Source organism: Streptomyces sp. VTCC 41912 (assembly GCF_045799175.1).
Taxonomy (GTDB): domain Bacteria; phylum Actinomycetota; class Actinomycetes; order Streptomycetales; family Streptomycetaceae; genus Streptomyces; species Streptomyces albulus_C.
In genome coordinates, this window is sequence record NZ_JBJMAB010000014.1 from 151,005 (window position 1) to 167,601 (window position 16,597).

Genomic DNA, 16,597 nt, shown 5'->3' on the forward strand with positions numbered 1-16,597 from the left:
GGGCGCCCCCGAAACGGGGACGCCCTTCCACCACGGTGCCTACCGACGCTCAGCTACGGGCCCGTCGGCGCGAGCCCGGCCGGCGCTCGCTGGGGCGGGTGACCGGGTCGCCGGCCTCCAGCGCCACGTCGCGCCGCGCCGCCCCGAACTCCGCGAGCGCCTCGGCCAGCTTGTGCACCGACGGCTCGGGCGACATCACGTCCACCCGCAGCCCGTGCTCCTCGGCCGTCTTGGCGGTGGCCGGGCCGATGCAGGCGATCACGGTGACGTTGTGCGGCTTGCCGGCGATGCCGACGAGGTTGCGCACGGTCGAGGACGAGGTGAACAGCACGGCGTCGAAGCCGCCGCCCTTGATCGCCTCGCGGGTCTCGGCCGGCGGCGGCGAGGCGCGCACGGTCCGGTAGGCGGTCACGTCGTCGACCTCCCACCCCAGCTCGATCAGCCCCGCCACCAGCGTCTCGGTGGCGATGTCGGCGCGCGGCAGGAAGACGCGGTCGATCGGGTCGAAGACCGGGTCGTAGGGCGGCCAGTCCTCCAGCAGCCCGGCCGCGGACTGCTCGCCACTGGGCACCAGGTCCGGCTTCACGCCGAAGGCGACCAGCGCCCTGGCGGTCTGCTCGCCGACCGCCGCGACCTTGATCCCGGCGAACGCCCGCGCGTCCAGCCCGTACTCCTCGAACTTCTCCCGGACCGCCTTGACGGCGTTGACCGAGGTGAAGGCGATCCACTCGTAGCGGCCGGTGACCAGGCCCTTGACCGCGCGCTCCATCTGCTGCGGGGTGCGCGGCGGCTCCACGGCGATGGTCGGGACCTCGTGCGGCACCGCACCGTACGAGACGAGCTGGTCGGAGAGCGACGCGGCCTGCTCCTTGGTCCGCGGGACCAGCACCCGCCAGCCGAACAGCGGCTTGTTCTCGAACCACGAGAGCTGGTCGCGCTGGGCCGCGGCACTGCGCTCGCCGACCACGGCTATGACCGGCTGCCCGCCGTCCGGCGACGGCAGCACCTTGGCGGCCTTGAGCACCTGGGCGACGCTCCCGAGGGTGGCGGTCCAGGTGCGCTGCCGGGTGGTGGTGCCGGCGACCGTGACGGTCATCGGGGTGTCCGGCTTGCGGCCCCCGGCCACCAGTTCCCCGGCGGCCGCGGCCACCGAGTCCAAGGTGGTGGAGACCACCGCGGTGGCGTCGCTGGCGCCCAGCTCGGTCCAGCAGCGGTCGTCGGCGCTGCGGGCGTCGACGAAGCGGACGTCGGTGCCCTGGGCGTCGCGCAGCGGCACACCGGCGTACGCGGGCACGCCGACCGCGGCGGCGATGCCGGGGACGACCTCGAAGACGATGCCCTCGGCGGCGCACGCCAGCATCTCCTCGGCGACGTAGCCGTCGAGACCGGGGTCTCCGGTCACCGCACGGACGACCCGCTTGCCGGCGCGCGCGGCCCCCATGACAAGATTGGCGGTGTCCCGAAGGGCGGAAACGCCCGGGGGGCTGCCGGGGATTGACGCCGCGTCAGCTGACGCCTGCAACGGAGTGTCCACCTGTGCGCGTGCGTGCACACGCACGACGTCCAGGACTTGCGGGTCGGCGATGAGGACGTCCGCGGAGGCCAGCGCCTCAACGGCACGCAACGTCAGCAGACCCGGGTCTCCCGGCCCGGCACCCAGGAAGGTGACCTGACCGGAGGCGGAGTGGTTTGGGGCGGTGGGGTTCAAAGTGCTCGCTCCCCCATAAGACCGGCCGCACCCTTTGCGAGCATCTCGACGGCGAGTTCCCGGCCCATGCGAAGCGGGACCGACTCGTCGGCAAGAGAGGCAGGTACGTGCCCGGTGGTGGACAGCTGCACCAACGTGCTGCCGTCGAGCGTGCCGACGACTCCGCGCAGGTGCATTTCGGTGACAGCCTGCTCGTCGGCCTTGGGGCCTCCCCTGCTCGAACGAAGTCGAGAGCTTGGGGAAAGGTCGGCGAGTGCCCCCACGGGGGCGGAACAGCCGGCCTCCAGGGCGGCGAGCAGGGAGCGCTCGGCGGTCACGGCGGCCCGGGTGACCGGGTCGTCGAGCTCGGCGAGCGCGGCGACGAGGTGCGCGTTGGCCGCGACACACTCGATCGCCAGTGCCCCCTGGCCGGGGGCGGGCAAAATCACGTCGGGCGACAGCAGCTGCGTCGCCTCGTCGATCCGGCCGATCCGGGTGAGGCCGGCGGCGGCCAGCACCACCGCGTCCAACTCGCCCTTCTCGACGAAGCCGATCCGGGTGTCGACGTTCCCGCGGACCGGGACGGTCTCGATGCGCTTGCCCAGCGTCGTGGCCCACGCGTTGAGCTGCGCCATCCGCCGGGGCGAGCCGGTGCCCACGCGGGCGCCGTCGGGAAGTTCCTCGAAGGTGAGCCCGTCCCGCGCGATCAGCGCGTCCCGGGGGTCCACCCGCACGGGTATGGCCGCCAGGGCCAGCTCCGCGGGCTGCGTCGTCGGCAGGTCCTTCAACGAGTGGACGGCGAAGTCGATCTCGCCGGCCAGCAGCGCGTCGCGCAGCGCCGAGACGAAGACGCCGGTGCCGCCGATCTGCGCCAGATGTTCGCGGGAGGTGTCGCCGTAGGTGGTGATCTCCACCAGTTCCACGGGGCGGCCGGTCAGGTCGCGCACCGCCTCGGCCACCTGCCCGGACTGGGCCATGGCGAGCTTGCTGCGCCGGGTGCCCAGGCGCAGGGGGCTCATCGTGCTGTCGGTCATGCCCGCTCCCGTGCGGCGTCGTGCTGGTCTGCTCGGGTGTCGGCCCTGCTGACGGCCGCGACCGTCTGGGGGTCGAGGTCGAAGAGCTCCCGCAGGGCGTCCGCGTACCCGGCACCGCCGGGCTCGCTGGCGAGCTGTTTGACCCGCACGGTGGGCGCGTGCAGGAGCTTGTCGACGACCCGGCGGACGGTCTGGGTGATCTCCGCCCGCTGCTTGTCGTCGAGGTCGGGGAGGCGGCCGTCGAGTCGCGTGATCTCGCTGCTGACGACGTCCGCGGCCATCGTGCGCAGGGCGACCACGGTGGGGGTGATGTGCGCGGCCCGCTGGGCGGCGCCGAAGGCGGCGACCTCGTCGGCGACGAGGGCACGGACCTTGTCCACGTCGGCGGCCATCGGCGCGTCCGCGGACGCCTCGGCCAGCGACTCGATGTCGACCAGGCGGGCCCCGTCGATCCGGTGCGCCGCGGCGTCGACGTCGCGCGGCATGGCCAGGTCGAGCAGCCACATCCGGCCGTCGCGGCCGGCCAGCGCGGCGGCGACCTGCTCACCGGTCAGCACCAGCCCGGACGCCCCGGTGCAGGAGATGACGATCTCGGCGCGGACCAGCTCCGCCTCGACGGCGTCCATGGCGAGGGCGCGGGCGGTCAGCCCGGTCGCGGCGCCCGGCCCGCCCGGCTCGGTGAGGATCTGCACCAGGCGCTGGGCGCGCGCCACCGTCCGGTTGGCGACGACGAGCTCGCCGACGCCGCTGCGGACGAGGGTGGTGGCGGCCAGCGAGGACATCGAGCCGGCGCCGATCACCAGCGCCCGCTTGCCGCGCGCCCAACCGGCGACGTCCGCACCGCCGGCCAGCTGCTCCAGGCCGAAGGTGACCAGCGACTGGCCGGCCTTGTCGATGCCGGTCTCGCTGTGCGCCCGCTTGCCGACCCGCAGGGCCTGCTGGAAGAGGTCGTTGAGCAGCCGCCCGGCGGTGTGCTGCTCCTGGGCGACGGCCAGCGCGTCCTTGATCTGCCCGAGGATCTGACCCTCGCCGACCACCATGGAGTCCAGGCCGCAGGCCACCGAGAACAGGTGGTGGACGGCACGGTCCTCGTAGTGGACGTAGAGGTAGGGGGTCAGCTCCTCCAGACCGACGCCGCAGTGGCGGGCCAGGAGGGTGGACAGCTCGGCGACACCGGCGTGGAACTTGTCCACGTCGGCGTAGAGCTCGATGCGGTTGCAGGTGGAGAGCACCGCGGACTCGGTGGCCGGCTCCGCCGACACCACGTCCTGGAGCAGCTTGCCGCGGCTCCCGGGGGCCAGCGCGGCCCGCTCCAGCACGCTCACCGGCGCACTGCGGTGGCTCAGCCCGACGACGAGGAGACTCATGCCGGCATCACGGCGGGGACGTCCCCGTCAGGTCCCTTGCGGTCGGTCGCGGCGGCCGCGGCACGGGCCGGCGGCGCCGGCGTGCCCTCCAGGCCCTCCGCCGCCTCCGAACCGCCCTGGCCGGTCTCCTCGCCCGCCTTGCGCTGCTCGTGGAAGGCGAGGATCTGCAGCTCTATGGAGAGGTCGACCTTGCGGACGTCGACCCCGTCGGGGACGGTCAGCACGGTCGGCGCGAAGTTCAGGATCGAGGTGACGCCGGCGGCGACCAGGCGGTCGCAGACCTGCTGGGCGGCGCCGGCCGGCGTGGCGATCACGCCGATCGAGACGCCGTTGTCCTGGATGATCTGCTCCAGCTCGTCGGTGTGCTGGACCGCGATGCCCGCGACCGGCTTGCCGGCCATGGCCGGATCCGCGTCGATCAGCGCGGCGACCCGGAAGCCGCGGGAGGCGAAGCCGCCGTAGTTGGCGAGCGCGGCGCCGAGGTTGCCGATACCGACGATGACCACGGGCCAGTCCTGGGTGAGGCCGAGCTCCCGCGAGATCTGGTAGACGAGGTACTCCACGTCGTAGCCGACGCCCCGGGTCCCGTAGGAGCCGAGGTAGGAGAAGTCCTTGCGCAGTTTCGCGGAGTTGACTCCCGCAGCGGCCGCGAGCTCCTCGGAGGACACCGTGGGGACCGAACGCTCGGAGAGCGCGGTCAGTGCACGCAGATACAGCGGTAGCCGGGCGACGGTGGCCTCGGGGATGCCTCGGCTTCGGGTCGCCGGTCGGTGAGTTCGGCCAGTTGCCACGGTGCTCCTGCGGGTAGAGCGGGGCTGCGGACGACCGTCGGAAACCCGACCGCCCTGTCTCTTGCAGGCTATGTCTTTGTGAACGCGTGCACAAAGATGGTGTCCGCTTTGTCCGGCCAAAGTGATGGGGCTCACGCAGCTTTTACGGGTGTCCGCGGAACCAACTCCCGCACCACGCCGTTCACGCACGCCACCGGCGATTCGCGGCAGCACCGACGGGAGCACGCGCCCTCACTCCTCACCGCTATACCCCCGGAAACCAACAAATCGCCCATTGATGGTAAGCGAAACCATCCACGGGGAGCGCCGCCCCGAACCGGCACAATGACCCCATGGCCCCCTTGTTCAGCCGCACCCCCCGCAAGAGCCCCGCCGACCGGATGGTCACCCTGATCGGGAAGCCGGGCTGCCACCTGTGCGACGACGCGCAGGCGGTGATCGAGGAGGTGTGCGCCGAGACCGGGGCGTCCTGGGAGAAGAAGGACATCACCGAGGACGCCGAGCTGCACCGCAAGTACTGGGAACAGATTCCGGTCGTCCTCGTGGACGGTGCCCAGCACGACTTCTGGCGCGTCGACCCCCGGCGCCTGCGCACCGCACTGGGCGCCTGAGCGCCACCGCACCCCGGGCCGCGCCCGCGCCGGGCGGCCCCTCGGATGGCCTTAACGCAACCGTCGGCGGCCCCGCTGCTTCCAGACACGCGCCCGTAACCGGAAGCACCGAACAAACTGGCTACGCTAGCCGCATGGCCCGCCCGTCGCCCGCTCACCGCCCCGACCGGAGCCCCGCCGGGGCGCTCTTCCCCACGGGGTGGTTCACCCGCCGCCGACGCCCCGCCACGGCACGCAGCGTGCTCGCCGGCGAGGCCGCGGCCGAGGCCGCCCGGAAGTCGTCCCAGGAGGCGCCGCCCACCGAGGCCCCGGCCGAACCGGAATTCCCGGTCGCCGGGGACACCAGCGCGGCCGCCTTCTTCGACCTCGACAACACCGTCATGCAGGGCGCCGCCCTCTTCCACTTCGGCCGCGGCCTGTACAAGCGCCGCTTCTTCCACAAGCGCGACCTGGCCCGCTTCGCCTGGCAGCAGGTCTACTTCCGCCTCGCCGGCTCGGAGAACCCCGAGCACATGGCGGACGTCCGCAACAGCGCGCTCTCCATCGTCCAGGGCCACCGCGTCGCCGAGCTCATGACGATCGGCGAGGAGATCTACGACGAGTACATGGCCGAGCGCGTCTGGCCCGGCACCCGCGCACTGGCCCAGGCCCACCTCGACGCCGGCCAGAAGGTCTGGCTGGTGACCGCCGCACCCGTCGAGACCGCCACGATCATCGCCCGCCGCCTGGGCCTGACCGGCGCCCTCGGCACGGTCGCCGAGTCCGTCGGCGGCGTCTACACCGGCAAGCTGGTCGGCGAACCGCTGCACGGCCCGGCGAAGGCCGAGGCGGTGCGCGCCCTGGCCGGCGCCGAGGGCCTGGACCTCTCGCACTGCGCCGCCTACAGCGACTCGGCCAACGACATCCCGATGCTCTCGCTCGTCGGCCACCCCTACGCGATCAACCCCGACACCCGGCTGCACAAGCACGCCAGGGAGCACGGCTGGCGGGTGCGCGACTACCGCACCGGGCGCAAGGCGGTCCGGATCGGCATCCCGGCGGCCGCCGGGGTGGGCGCGCTCGCGGGCGGCGCGGCGGCCGCCGCGGCCCTCCAGCGCCGCCGTCGCTGACCGTCCTTGATCGACGGCCCCGGCGGCGGGCCATCCGCACTCCCTACCCCCGCCGTGGCCCCGTCAGTCCCTTTCCTGGCGGTTAGCCACAACACGCCCTCCAACCAGGCAGATTGCGCTCCCTTCCGATCAATAGTTGCTCAATATTCGATACTTGATCCGCCACCAACCGAACACGGAACGTAAGTAATCGATGATTTGAGCAACTGGGTGTAGCGCTGCCTGTACGAAGCGTTATTCTCCTCAGACGCATTCCGGAACCCACACGTCCCTACGACGAGTGAACGGTCCCGCACTGCACGTGATGGAAGCTCTGCCTCTGGGAGTCCCGTGTACCCACACGTCGGGGTTGACGCCTCGGGCCTGGCTACGCTGCGTACGACACTCGTCGACCACCTGCGCAGTTTTGTCCCCACCGCGTACGCCGTCCCCGCATTCGCCACAGCCGTCCCCACCGGCCCCTGCTACGCGCTGGCTGACGGGAGCGCTGCGGTCGGCAAGGCCGCCACCGCCGGGAGAACCCGCCGCGCCGGCACCGGCACCACCACCGCACGGCGCCCCGCGGACAGCGACAGCCGCCGCATGATGGACCTCGTCGAACGCGCCCAAGCCGGCGAGGCCGACGCCTTCGGCCGGCTCTACGACCAGTACGCCGACACCGTCTACCGCTACATCTACTACCGCGTGGGCGGCCGCGCCACGGCCGAGGACCTCACCAGTGAGACCTTCCTCCGCGCCCTGCGCCGCATCGGCACGTTCACCTGGCAGGGGCGGGACTTCGGCGCCTGGCTGGTGACGATCGCCCGCAACCTCGTCGCCGACCACTTCAAGTCCTCCCGCTTCCGCCTGGAAGTCACCACCGGAGAGATGCTCGACGCCAACGAGGTCGAGCGCAGCCCCGAGGACTCGGTCCTCGAATCCCTCTCCAACGCCGCCCTGTTGGAGGCGGTCCGCAAGCTCAACCCCCAACAGCAGGAATGCGTCACCCTTCGCTTCCTCCAGGGCCTCTCGGTCGCCGAGACCGCCCGCGTCATGGGCAAGAACGAGGGCGCCATCAAGACCCTCCAGTACCGGGCCGTCCGCACCCTGGCGCGGCTCCTCCCCGACGACGCCCGCTGACGCCCGACCCCTCCGCCACCCCCAACACCCCGCCCACCGCTCACCGTTGGTGACCAGGCATGCCCTGACGGTCAGATCATCGTGAGTGCGTAACCCGAGTGCCGCGCCGCTCGTTGTGCGGGATGCAGGCTCCACGCGGTCACGCCATGCCCGCTGCCTCTCACTCGTTCGAGTGGCCGCGGACAACGGCGTGCAACCATCCGGCCCGTCTGGATAGTCAATGCCAGTCCGGGGAGTCGAGCGGGATGACGAGAGGAGGTGCCGCCCGTGATCACGAATGTCTCGGTGCACCGGCGGGCCAACGCCTTCGCCCAAGCCCTGGAGGAGCAGGAGCTCAAGGGCGCGGCGACCGAGGACCAGGTCGACAGTCCGGCACAGACGCCGGCAGACGCAGGGCTATTGGCGGTCGCTGACGGCCTCGGGGAACTCCCGAAGCCGGAGATGGCCGCCGAGGTCAAGACAGTCCAGCGCGCCCAGCTCATCGCCGCGATGGAGGCCGCCTTCGCCGAAGGCGCCCCGTCCGGCGACGCCCGGGTGCCCGAGCAACGCGAAGCGGGAGGCGCGCACCGCGCCACGAAATCACTCGGCCGGCTGCGCCCGCGCTCCCGGCTCTCCAAGGGCCTGGCAGCCGGCGGTCTGACGGTCGGCGTCGCCGCCGGCGCGTTCAGCGGCGTCGCCATGGCCAGCACCGACGCCCTCCCCGGCGACTCCCTCTACGGCCTCAAGCGGGGCATGGAGGACCTCCAGCTCACCATGGCGGGCGACGACTCCGACCGCGGCCGGCTCTATCTCGACCAGGCGTCCACCCGGATGCTGGAGGCCCGCCGCCTGATGGAGCGTGGTCGAGCCGCCCAGCTCGACCACGAGCAGCTCGCCGAGGTCCGCCGGGCCCTGGCCGGCGTCCGCCACGACGCGGGCGAGGGGCACCGCCTGCTGCACGCGGCCTACGAACGCGACGGTTCGCTCGGCCCCATCCAGACGCTGAGCTCCTTCACCAAGTCGCACCGCAACACCTGGACGCAGCTGCGCGACCGGCTCCCGGTGCAGCTCACCGACGTGCGCGACGAGGTGAGTTCGGTCTTCGACGCCATAGACGATGAGGTCGGCCCGCTCCGCTCGCTGCTCCCACAGGGCCCGGAGTCCCACAACCGCCACCGCGACACGCCGGCCGACGGCGGCGGCACCGACCGCGGCCGCCGCCCGTCCCCGGCCGGCAGCGGGTCCGCGTCCGGCTCCCACGGCACCGCCGAGCAGGCCCCGCGCCCCTCGGCCTCGCCGTCCCCGGAGCAGGACGGCCTGCTCGGCGGCAATACGGGCGGCCTGCTCGGCCCGCCCGGCAAGGGCAGCGCCTCGCCGCACGACGGCAGCCACGGCAAGGAGGGCGCCGGCCAGCCCGACGTCACACTGCCACCGCTGCTGCCCGGGCTCCTGCCCGACCTGGGCATCGACGGCGACAGCCTGCCCAAGTAGCGCGACCCGCCGCCGGGCACCGTCCCGCGGCGGACGGCGCAGCGGTTCAGCGGCGCTCGGTGTTCTTCCGGTCCTCCCTCAGAAGAACACCGAGCGCCGCTGCACGAGCAGCTTGTAGAGGGTGTGCTGGATGGTCTCCCGGACCTGGTCGGTCAGGTTGAACATCAGCATCGGGTCGTCCGCCGCCTCGGCCGGATAGCCGTCGGTCGCGATGGGCTCGCCGAACTGGATCGTCCACTTCGTCGGCAGCGGCACCGCACCGAGCGGCCCCAGCCACGGGAAGGTCGGCGTGATCGGGAAGTACGGCAGCCCCAGCACCCGCGCCAGGGTCTTGGCGTTCCCGATCATCGGGTAGATCTCCTCGGCGCCCACGATCGAGCACGGCACGATCGGCACCCCGGCCTTCAGCGCCGTGGAGACGAAGCCGCCCCGCCCGAAGCGCTGGAGCTTGTAGCGGTCCGCGAACGGCTTCCCGATGCCCTTGAAGCCCTCCGGCATCACCCCGACGATCTCCCCGCGCTCCAGCAGCCGCTGGGCGTCCTCCGCACAGGCCAGGGTGTGCCCGGCCTTGCGGGCCAACTCGTTCATCACCGGCAGCACGAACACCAAGTCGGCCGCCAGCAGCCGCAGGTGGCGCTGCGCCGGGTGGTTGTCGTGCACCGCGACCTGGAGCATCAGACCGTCCAGCGGCAGCGTCCCGGAGTGGTTGGCGACGATCAGCGCACCGCCCTCGGCGGGGATGTTCTCCATCCCCTTCACCTCGACCCGGAAGTACTTGTCGTACAGCGGCCGCAGCAGCGACATCAGGACCTGGTCGGTCAGCTCCTCGTCGTAGCCGAAGTCGTCGACCTCGTAGTCGCCGGTGATCCGGCGGCGCAGGAAGGCCAGCCCGCCCGCGATCCGCTCGTCCAGGGTCCGGCCGCCGGTCGGGCGCGGGGCCGGCGGCGGCTCCGGGTCGGTGCGGGCCTCCGGCACCGGCGCCAGCGCCGTGCCCCGCCCGCCGTGCCCGGCCCGCCGGGCCTTGCGGCGCGCCCGGGGCTCCTCGCCGAACGGGATGACCTTGGCGTCCGCCATGGTGGCTGAACTCCTCACTGGCTCGCGCCGCGACGTGCGGACAGCACGCCGGCGAGCCGGTCGACGGTGCGGGCGAGGGACGCGGGCGGCAGCAGCCCGGGTCCGCGGCTGCGGGCGAATTCCTCGAAGGTCTCCGCCGTCGTGTAGCTGGGGTGGAATCCCAGTGTCTCGCGCATCTGCGTGGTCTCCACGACCCGGCCGTGGGTCAGCATCCGGATCTGCTCCGGGGAGAAGTCGGTGATGCCGAGGGACCGCACGGCGGTGCCGGCCCACGTCACGGTGGGCAGGAAGAGCGGGAGGGTGGGCCGCCCCAGGCGCCGGGAGACCTGCGAGAGCAGCAGGACCCCGTCCCCCGCGATGTTGAACGTGCCGCTGTTGAGGGTGCCGCGGCGGGGCGCGGCGGCGGCGATCCGCAGCACGTCGATGGCGTCGTCCTCGTGGACGAACTGCAGCCGCGGATCGTAGCCGAGGACGGTGGGCAGGACGGGCAGCGAGAAGTACTCGGCGAGCGGGGAGTCCGCGCACGGTCCGAGGATGTTGGCGAACCGCAGCACGCAGACCGCCACGTCGGGCCGGCGCCGGGCGAAGCCGCGGACGTACCCCTCGACCTCGACGGTGTCCTTGGCGAAGCCACCGCTGGGCAGCGACTTGGGCGGGGTGTTCTCGGTGAAGACGGCCGGATCCCGGGGCGCGGAGCCGTACACGCTGGTGCTGGACTTGATCACCACGCGCTGGACGTGCGGCGCCTTCTGGCAGGCGCCGAGCAGCTGCATGGTGCCGATGACGTTGGTCTCCTTGACGGAGGCCCGGCCACCGCGGCTGCCCAGGGGCGTGCCGTTGATGTCCATGTGGACGACGGTGTCCACGCCCGTCTCGGCCAGGACCCGGGCGATCGCCGGATGCCGGATGTCGGCCTTGAGGAATTCGGCGCCGCCGAGGTGGTGCTCCGGCGCCACGGCATCGACCCCGATCACCCGCTCGACGTCGGGATCGCGCTGGATCCGGCGGACGAACCGGCCCCCCAGCTGCCGTGCGGCGCCCGTGACGAGCACGACGTTGCCCAAGATCAGCCCTCCTTACCGGCCGCGGCTTCCGCCTGCGACGAGCTGTGCCGCTCACGCTATCGGGTCGGTGTTGCACGGTGATGACCGCGCAGTGCCCGGAGCGACATTTGCGTACCACCTCCGTCCATACGGCCCACAAAAACGCCGCACGAAAGCACCGCGGCCCCTCACCGCCCGAGGGCGATGAGGGGCCGCGAAATCGCGATCAGCGTCGCTTACTTCTTGTTGCGACGCTGGACGCGGGTGCGCTTGAGCAGCTTGCGGTGCTTCTTCTTCGCCATCCGCTTGCGCCGCTTCTTGATAACAGAGCCCACGACTACCCTCGCTCACTTCGAATCACTCGGTGCGGGGCGTCCGAGCCCACACTACCTACATCGGGCCAGGGTACCCGGCGCCGGCCGTACCGCGTAATCCGAGGGTCGTCGAACGAGCGGTCAGGCCGACTCCACCCCCACATACGATTCCCGGAGGTAGTCGTGGACGGCCTGCTCCGGCACCCGGAAGGACCGCCCCACGCGGATCGCGGGCAGATGACCGCTGTGCACCAGGCGGTACACGGTCATCTTCGACACTCGCATCACCGTGGCGACCTCCGCCACTGTCAGGAACACAACCTCGTTCAACGGCCTCTGGTCCGCAGCCATCACACACCTGCACCTTCCGCATAAGACGGGCACCGGCTTCCCCTCCGGTGACTCTTCGTCGCCATGCGTTCACTCCCCAGATTAGGGGCGGGTGATGCGAGTGGGGAAGAGGAGCAGCGAACGGCCGCCTATCAGGACAGACTTGCTCGATTGAGGACATAGCGCGTCAGTGGTCGATAGTCCACGGACCGGACGGCATCGTCGAGCGGCACCACCGCGGACAGCCGCCCCTCCGCCTCTCCGACGAACGGCGCGGGGTCGTCGGCGTCCGCCAGCCCAATCGCCTCGATGCCCAGCTGACCTGCTCCGCAGACCCAACCGTGGTCCCCGATGACCAACCCCGGAAGCGACCCCCCGGAGGTCGCCGCGGCCTCCAGTGCGGTCCGCACCGGCAGCGGCGAGTGGGTGTGCACGCCCCCCTCGGCAGGTGCGCCCCGCACGCCGGGTTCGCGCATCAGCGCGACTCCCCGTACGTAATCGAGGACCCGGGTGCGTACCCCGAACCGGGTCGCTATGTCGACACGATGGCCATGCGCGGGGGTGAGGACGGGGCAGCCCACCGACGAGAGGGCGTCTGCGAGGACGGCGTAGAACTCCCACAGCCGGTGCGGATGACCCGTGCCGAGCAGCACCGGGAGCCGCTGACCGGCCGCCGCGGCGACCCGGTCGGCGAACGCGTCCAAGGCCCCGATCGTCCGCTCCGGGTCGATCACATCCAGACCGGAAGTGTGCGCCGGATCGGCCGAAACACCGCACTTCCGCCCCATCAGCCGCAGGACGTCGCCGTAGGACCAGTCCCCCTCGGGATCCAACCCCAGCAGCGCCCGCGGGTCACGGGCCGCGAAGAGCCGGTACCGCCGCAGACTCTGCTCCCGCGTGGTCGCGATCGTCCCCGCGAGCCCCGCCTCGATCAGGTGCGCCCGCAGCGCCCCGGTGCCCAACACGGCCCCCATGCTGACCGGTTGGCCGCAGGGCGAATGCCCTAACCGACGGGTAGTCACACATCTGGGGGCAGCAACCGCCCGGGAAGCCCCCAGCCGGGGCGGCACCCTCGCCTCAACCGAGGCCCCGCCGCACCCCAGTTCCCGCCGCGCCCCGGGCCCGCCGAACCCCAGGCCCCGGGGCGCCCCCGCACTCGGGACGCCCCGCACCCGGGGCAACTGTCCGCTTCACGACTCCTGCGGCTGGGGACGGAATACCCGCCCACCCCACCACGTTGTGGCCCCGCAGGGGGCGCTCAGAACCCCTACGGGATCCGTTCGCCCACCCCCTAGGGCGGCCCCGCCTCACCTCACGGCAGCAGACCGTGGGACGGGAACACCGCCCGCCGCGTGGCCAGCACCGCCTGGTCGAGCCGGTCCGCCGGGTCGTAACCGCCGTCGGCGAAGTCCCGCCAGTACGGCGTCCGACCGTCCGTCATCCGCAGCGGCGCCAACTGCCGTGTCCTGCGGAACACTTCGTGCCGCCACGCCTCCGGTACCGACGACGTCGGGTCGATCGGCCGGTGCCCGGCGATCGCCGCCAGGTGCGTCCAACTGCGCGGCACGACGTCCACCACCGCGTAGCCACCGCCCCCGAGCGCAATCCAGCGGTCCTCGGCGTGCTCGTGGGCCAGCGCGTGGCAGGACTCGGCCGCGGCCCGCTGCGCGTCCAGGCTCACCGCGAGGTGCGCGAGCGGGTCCTCGAAGTGGGTGTCGGCTCCGTGCTGCGTGACCAGGACCTGCGGCCGGAACGCGGCCAGCAGCTCCGGCACCACCGCGTGGAAGGCCCGCAGCCAGCCCGCGTCCCCCGTGCCGGCCGGCAGCGCCACGTTCACCGCGCTGCCCTCCGCGCCCTCACCGCCGGTCTCCTCCGGCCAGCCGGTCTGCGGGAACAGCGTCCGCGGATGCTCGTGCAGGGAGATCGTCAGCACCCGCGGGTCCTCCCAGAACGCCGCCTGGACACCGTCGCCGTGGTGCACGTCCACGTCCACGTACGCCACCCGTTCGGCCCCCAGTTCCAGGAGCCTGGCGATGGCCAGCGCCGCGTCGTTGTAGATGCAGAAACCGGAGGCGCCGCCGGGCATCGCGTGGTGCAGGCCGCCCGCGAAGTTCACCGCGTGCTCCGCCTCACCGCGCCAGACGGCCTCCGCGGCGCCCACCGACTGCCCCGCGATCAGCGCCGACGCCTCGTGCATCCCCGCGAACGCCGGGTCGTCCTCGGTCCCCAGCCCGTAGGCGACGTCCGCGGAGGCCGGATCGGCGGAGGCCCGGCGGACCGCCGCGACGTAGTCCTCCCGGTGCACCAGCCGCAGCGTCGAGTCACCCGCCGGCTTGGCCGCCACCACCTCCAGCGGCCCCCGGTGGAGCTCGTACGCCTCCACCAGCCGCATCGTCAGGGCGAGCCGGACGGGGTCCATCGGATGCCCCGGCCCGAAGTCATAGCCCGTTACTGCCTCGTCCCACATCAACTGTGCGCGGCCGCTCATGGTCGTCACCGTATCTGGCCGGAGACGACCCGAACGAGCGGGCGTACACCAAAGTCACCAGCACCAGGGCCATCGGCACGAGCATCGCGCCGCGGTAGCTCCAGGCGTCCCCGAGCGCCCCCACCAGCGGAGAACCGATCAGGAAACCGACGTAATTGAAGATGTTCAGGCGCGCGATGGTCGGGTCCGAAGCCTCCGGACCGTGCCGCTCGACCGCGTACCGCCCGGCCGCCGCGAAGGTCTGCGGCACGATGACGCACAGCCCGAAGCCCAGCAGTGTGAACCCGACCATCCCGACCCAGGCGTCCGGCGCCGCCGCCACGACCGCGAAGCCGACCGCCGCCACCACGGTTCCGGTCCGCACCACCGGGGCCGGACCGAAACGCCGCACCCCCAGGTCACCTACCGTCCGTCCGAGCAGCGTCGTCACCATGTACACGTTGTACGGAACCGTCGCCAGCTGCTCCGAGCTGCCCAGGACGTCCTGGAGGTACTTCGCGCTCCAGTTGGAGACCGTCGAGTCCCCGATATACGCGAACGCCATCACCAGGCACAGCGGCAACAGCAGCCGCATGGCGACCGGCGAACCGGCCCCCGTCGCGGGCCGCCCCGTCCCCTCGCCCCCACCCTCCTCGTCGCCCCTGCCCACCAGCCACCGGCCGCTCAGCAGCACCAGCGGCACCGACACCGCCACCACCGGCCCGTACAGCGACCACAGCGGCAGTTGCCCGTGCGCGCCCACCCACGCCAGCGAGGCCCCGACGATCCCGCCCAGGCTGTACGCCGCGTGGAACCCGAGCATGATGCTGCGTCCGTAGGCCCGCTGGAGGCTCACCCCGAGCATGTTCATCGACGCGTCCAGGGCCCCCACCGTCAGCCCGAACACGGCCAGCGCCACTGCCACTTGCGCCAACGAACCGACCGCGCCGACGGCCAGCAGCGCCAGGCAGACGACCGGCTGCACGCAGCGCAGCACCGTCTTCGGCGAGACCCGCTTCACCAGGTGCTCGGTGCCGACGCTGCCGGCCCCGGCGAGCACCGGAACGGCCGCCAGGAAGGCCGGCAGCAGCCCGTCCGAGATGCCGTAGCGCACCTGGATGGCCGGTATCCGGGTCACGAGCAGGGCGAAGACCGCCCCCTGGACGAAGAAGCTGAGGGCGAGCGCGACCCGGCCGTGCCGCAGCCGTGCACCCGGTACCTGAGGGGGCGTCATGGCCGGTCAGCCTAGAACTCCCGGCTACCGCTGGGTAGATGGATCACCGACCCAATTCCCACTGGCGTACGAGGAGTCACGCCCTCCGCACACCAACACCGGCCGACGTGCCCCGCCCCACCGCTCCCTACTGCAACACCTGCGGCAGTTCCGCCATGTCGCTGAACAGCGCGGTCGCGCCGGCGTCCGCCAGCTTCGCGGCCGGCGTCATCGCCGTGAACCCGTACACGTCCATCCCGGCGGCCACCGCCGCCCGCACCCCCAGCGGGCTGTCCTCGATCACCGCGCACCGCCCGGGCTCGACACCCATCTCCCTCGCGGCGTGCAGGAACAGGTCCGGCGCCGGCTTGCCGCGTCCCACGTCCTGCGACGAGAAGATCCGCTCCGCCCCGAACCGCTCGAACAGCCCGGTCTTCGTCAGCGCCACCCGGATCCGCTCATGGCTCCCTGACGACCCGACGCAGTAGGGCACACCGTCCGCGGCCAGCTTCTCCAGCACCGTCCGCACGCCGGGCACCGGTTCCAGCCGTCGGCGGAACTCGTCAAAGACCAGCGTGTGGAAACCGGCCTCGAAGTCTCCCGGCAGCGCTCGACCGGATCTCTCCCGCACGATGTCCCGGATGCGCTGCACCGAACCGCCCATGTAGTCACGCAGCGATTCCTCGTACGTGGTCGGGTGCCCCAGTTCGGTGAGATAGCCGGCGAGGATTTCGTTGGAGATCGGCTCGCTGTCCACGAGCACACCGTCATTGTCGAAAATGATCAGGTCATAACGCATCTCTCGACCCTACCTACGCCCCTCCGGAGTACAACGCAAAAAAGCCTCGTTCCCCGAGTCGAAACTCGGGGAACGAGGCTTTATCAAAATTTGTTCGGCGGCGTCCTACTCTCCCACAGGGTCCCCCCTGCAGTACCATCGGCGCTGAAAGGCTTAGCTTCCGGGTTCG

General features: G+C 71.9%; 16 protein-coding genes and 1 rRNA gene. 4 read left to right on the forward strand and 13 right to left on the reverse strand.

The features are described from left to right. Window positions 1–49 precede the first annotated feature (49 nt). Genes ACJ6WD_RS21355 through ACJ6WD_RS21370 form a run of 4 tightly spaced genes read right to left on the reverse strand, consistent with a single transcriptional unit; the run spans window position 50 to window position 4,879 of the window. Window positions 50–1,708: a bifunctional uroporphyrinogen-III C-methyltransferase/uroporphyrinogen-III synthase gene (locus ACJ6WD_RS21355; protein WP_233661152.1), complete on the reverse strand. Its 1,659-nt coding sequence runs from the start codon at window positions 1,706–1,708 to the stop codon at window positions 50–52. After that, the gene (hemC, locus tag ACJ6WD_RS21360; protein ID WP_407616337.1) at window positions 1,705–2,721 is read right to left on the reverse strand and encodes a hydroxymethylbilane synthase; all 1,017 of its coding nucleotides are present in this window, start codon (window positions 2,719–2,721) and stop codon (window positions 1,705–1,707) included. Before hemC ends, ACJ6WD_RS21355 begins: the two co-directional genes overlap by 4 nt. Continuing rightward, a complete protein-coding gene (locus tag ACJ6WD_RS21365; RefSeq protein WP_233661154.1) occupies window positions 2,718–4,088 on the reverse strand; it encodes a glutamyl-tRNA reductase in 1,371 nt (456 codons plus the stop codon). The genes hemC and ACJ6WD_RS21365 overlap by 4 nt, the downstream gene beginning before the upstream one ends. Continuing rightward, window positions 4,085–4,879 carry a redox-sensing transcriptional repressor Rex gene (locus ACJ6WD_RS21370; RefSeq protein ID WP_016571304.1) on the reverse strand — a complete coding sequence of 265 codons (795 nt, stop codon included), beginning with the start codon at window positions 4,877–4,879 and terminating at the stop codon, window positions 4,085–4,087. The genes ACJ6WD_RS21365 and ACJ6WD_RS21370 overlap by 4 nt, the downstream gene beginning before the upstream one ends. A gap of 332 nt (window positions 4,880–5,211) precedes the next feature. Here ACJ6WD_RS21370 and ACJ6WD_RS21375 point away from each other — a divergent pair, with 332 nt between their 5' ends. The 4 genes from ACJ6WD_RS21375 to ACJ6WD_RS21390 all read left to right on the forward strand — a co-directional run bounded on the left by ACJ6WD_RS21375 (window position 5,212) and on the right by ACJ6WD_RS21390 (window position 9,188). Further along, on the forward strand, window positions 5,212–5,490 hold the full coding sequence (locus ACJ6WD_RS21375; RefSeq protein WP_016571303.1) for a glutaredoxin family protein: 279 nt from the start codon (window positions 5,212–5,214) through the stop codon (window positions 5,488–5,490). A gap of 239 nt (window positions 5,491–5,729) precedes the next feature. After that, window positions 5,730–6,599 carry an HAD family hydrolase gene (locus ACJ6WD_RS21380; protein WP_374206888.1) on the forward strand — a complete coding sequence of 290 codons (870 nt, stop codon included), beginning with the start codon at window positions 5,730–5,732 and terminating at the stop codon, window positions 6,597–6,599. A 330-nt stretch (window positions 6,600–6,929) separates the two neighbouring features. Continuing rightward, window positions 6,930–7,718, forward strand: coding sequence for an ECF subfamily RNA polymerase sigma factor, BldN family (locus tag ACJ6WD_RS21385; protein WP_016571301.1), 789 nt, complete (start codon window positions 6,930–6,932; stop codon window positions 7,716–7,718). Between the two features lie 267 nt (window positions 7,719–7,985). After that, a complete protein-coding gene (locus ACJ6WD_RS21390; protein WP_233661156.1) occupies window positions 7,986–9,188 on the forward strand; it encodes a DUF5667 domain-containing protein in 1,203 nt (400 codons plus the stop codon). 78 nt (window positions 9,189–9,266) lie between these two features. Here ACJ6WD_RS21390 and ACJ6WD_RS21395 read toward each other — a convergent pair whose 3' ends face one another. The 9 genes from ACJ6WD_RS21395 to rrf all read right to left on the reverse strand — a co-directional run. Next, complete coding sequence (locus tag ACJ6WD_RS21395) at window positions 9,267–10,262, reverse strand: lysophospholipid acyltransferase family protein (RefSeq protein ID WP_016571299.1); 996 nt, start codon at window positions 10,260–10,262, stop codon at window positions 9,267–9,269. A gap of 14 nt (window positions 10,263–10,276) precedes the next feature. Continuing rightward, complete coding sequence (locus ACJ6WD_RS21400; RefSeq protein WP_376447074.1) at window positions 10,277–11,326, reverse strand: NAD-dependent epimerase/dehydratase family protein; 1,050 nt, start codon at window positions 11,324–11,326, stop codon at window positions 10,277–10,279. Between the two features lie 215 nt (window positions 11,327–11,541). Then, window positions 11,542–11,640, reverse strand: a complete 99-nt coding sequence (locus ACJ6WD_RS21405; RefSeq protein ID WP_003948845.1) for a 30S ribosomal protein bS22 — start codon at window positions 11,638–11,640, stop codon at window positions 11,542–11,544. 120 nt (window positions 11,641–11,760) lie between these two features. After that, entirely contained in the window at window positions 11,761–11,970 is a 210-nt protein-coding gene (locus ACJ6WD_RS21410; protein WP_014144137.1) for a helix-turn-helix domain-containing protein, read from the reverse strand. A gap of 131 nt (window positions 11,971–12,101) precedes the next feature. Further along, window positions 12,102–12,914, reverse strand: coding sequence for a phosphatase (locus ACJ6WD_RS21415; RefSeq protein WP_331248979.1), 813 nt, complete (start codon window positions 12,912–12,914; stop codon window positions 12,102–12,104). A gap of 347 nt (window positions 12,915–13,261) precedes the next feature. Then, entirely contained in the window at window positions 13,262–14,437 is a 1,176-nt protein-coding gene (locus ACJ6WD_RS21420) for an acetoin utilization protein AcuC (RefSeq protein ID WP_016576788.1), read from the reverse strand. Next, a complete protein-coding gene (locus ACJ6WD_RS21425) occupies window positions 14,388–15,650 on the reverse strand; it encodes an MFS transporter (protein WP_407616338.1) in 1,263 nt (420 codons plus the stop codon). Before ACJ6WD_RS21425 ends, ACJ6WD_RS21420 begins: the two co-directional genes overlap by 50 nt. Before the next feature lie 127 nt (window positions 15,651–15,777). Further along, window positions 15,778–16,428 carry an HAD family phosphatase gene (locus tag ACJ6WD_RS21430; RefSeq protein WP_233661158.1) on the reverse strand — a complete coding sequence of 217 codons (651 nt, stop codon included), beginning with the start codon at window positions 16,426–16,428 and terminating at the stop codon, window positions 15,778–15,780. A gap of 92 nt (window positions 16,429–16,520) precedes the next feature. Beyond that, window positions 16,521–16,597 (reverse strand): 5S ribosomal RNA (rrf, locus tag ACJ6WD_RS21435); the annotation flags it as partial.

Excerpts from the sequence above, each read along its gene's own strand:
- ACJ6WD_RS21395 (WP_016571299.1), bottom strand. The coding sequence starts at position 10,262 with ATGGCGGACGCCAAGGTCATCCCGTTCGGCGAGGAGCCCCGGGCGCGC.
- ACJ6WD_RS21410 (WP_014144137.1), bottom strand. The coding sequence starts at position 11,970 with ATGGCTGCGGACCAGAGGCCGTTGAACGAGGTTGTGTTCCTGACAGTG.
- ACJ6WD_RS21375 (WP_016571303.1), top strand. The coding sequence starts at position 5,212 with ATGGCCCCCTTGTTCAGCCGCACCCCCCGCAAGAGCCCCGCCGACCGG.
- ACJ6WD_RS21430 (WP_233661158.1), bottom strand. The coding sequence starts at position 16,428 with ATGCGTTATGACCTGATCATTTTCGACAATGACGGTGTGCTCGTGGAC.
- ACJ6WD_RS21420 (WP_016576788.1), bottom strand. The coding sequence starts at position 14,437 with ATGAGCGGCCGCGCACAGTTGATGTGGGACGAGGCAGTAACGGGCTAT.
- ACJ6WD_RS21365 (WP_233661154.1), bottom strand. The coding sequence starts at position 4,088 with ATGAGTCTCCTCGTCGTCGGGCTGAGCCACCGCAGTGCGCCGGTGAGC.
- ACJ6WD_RS21425 (WP_407616338.1), bottom strand. The coding sequence starts at position 15,650 with ATGACGCCCCCTCAGGTACCGGGTGCACGGCTGCGGCACGGCCGGGTC.
- hemC (WP_407616337.1), bottom strand. The coding sequence starts at position 2,721 with ATGACCGACAGCACGATGAGCCCCCTGCGCCTGGGCACCCGGCGCAGC.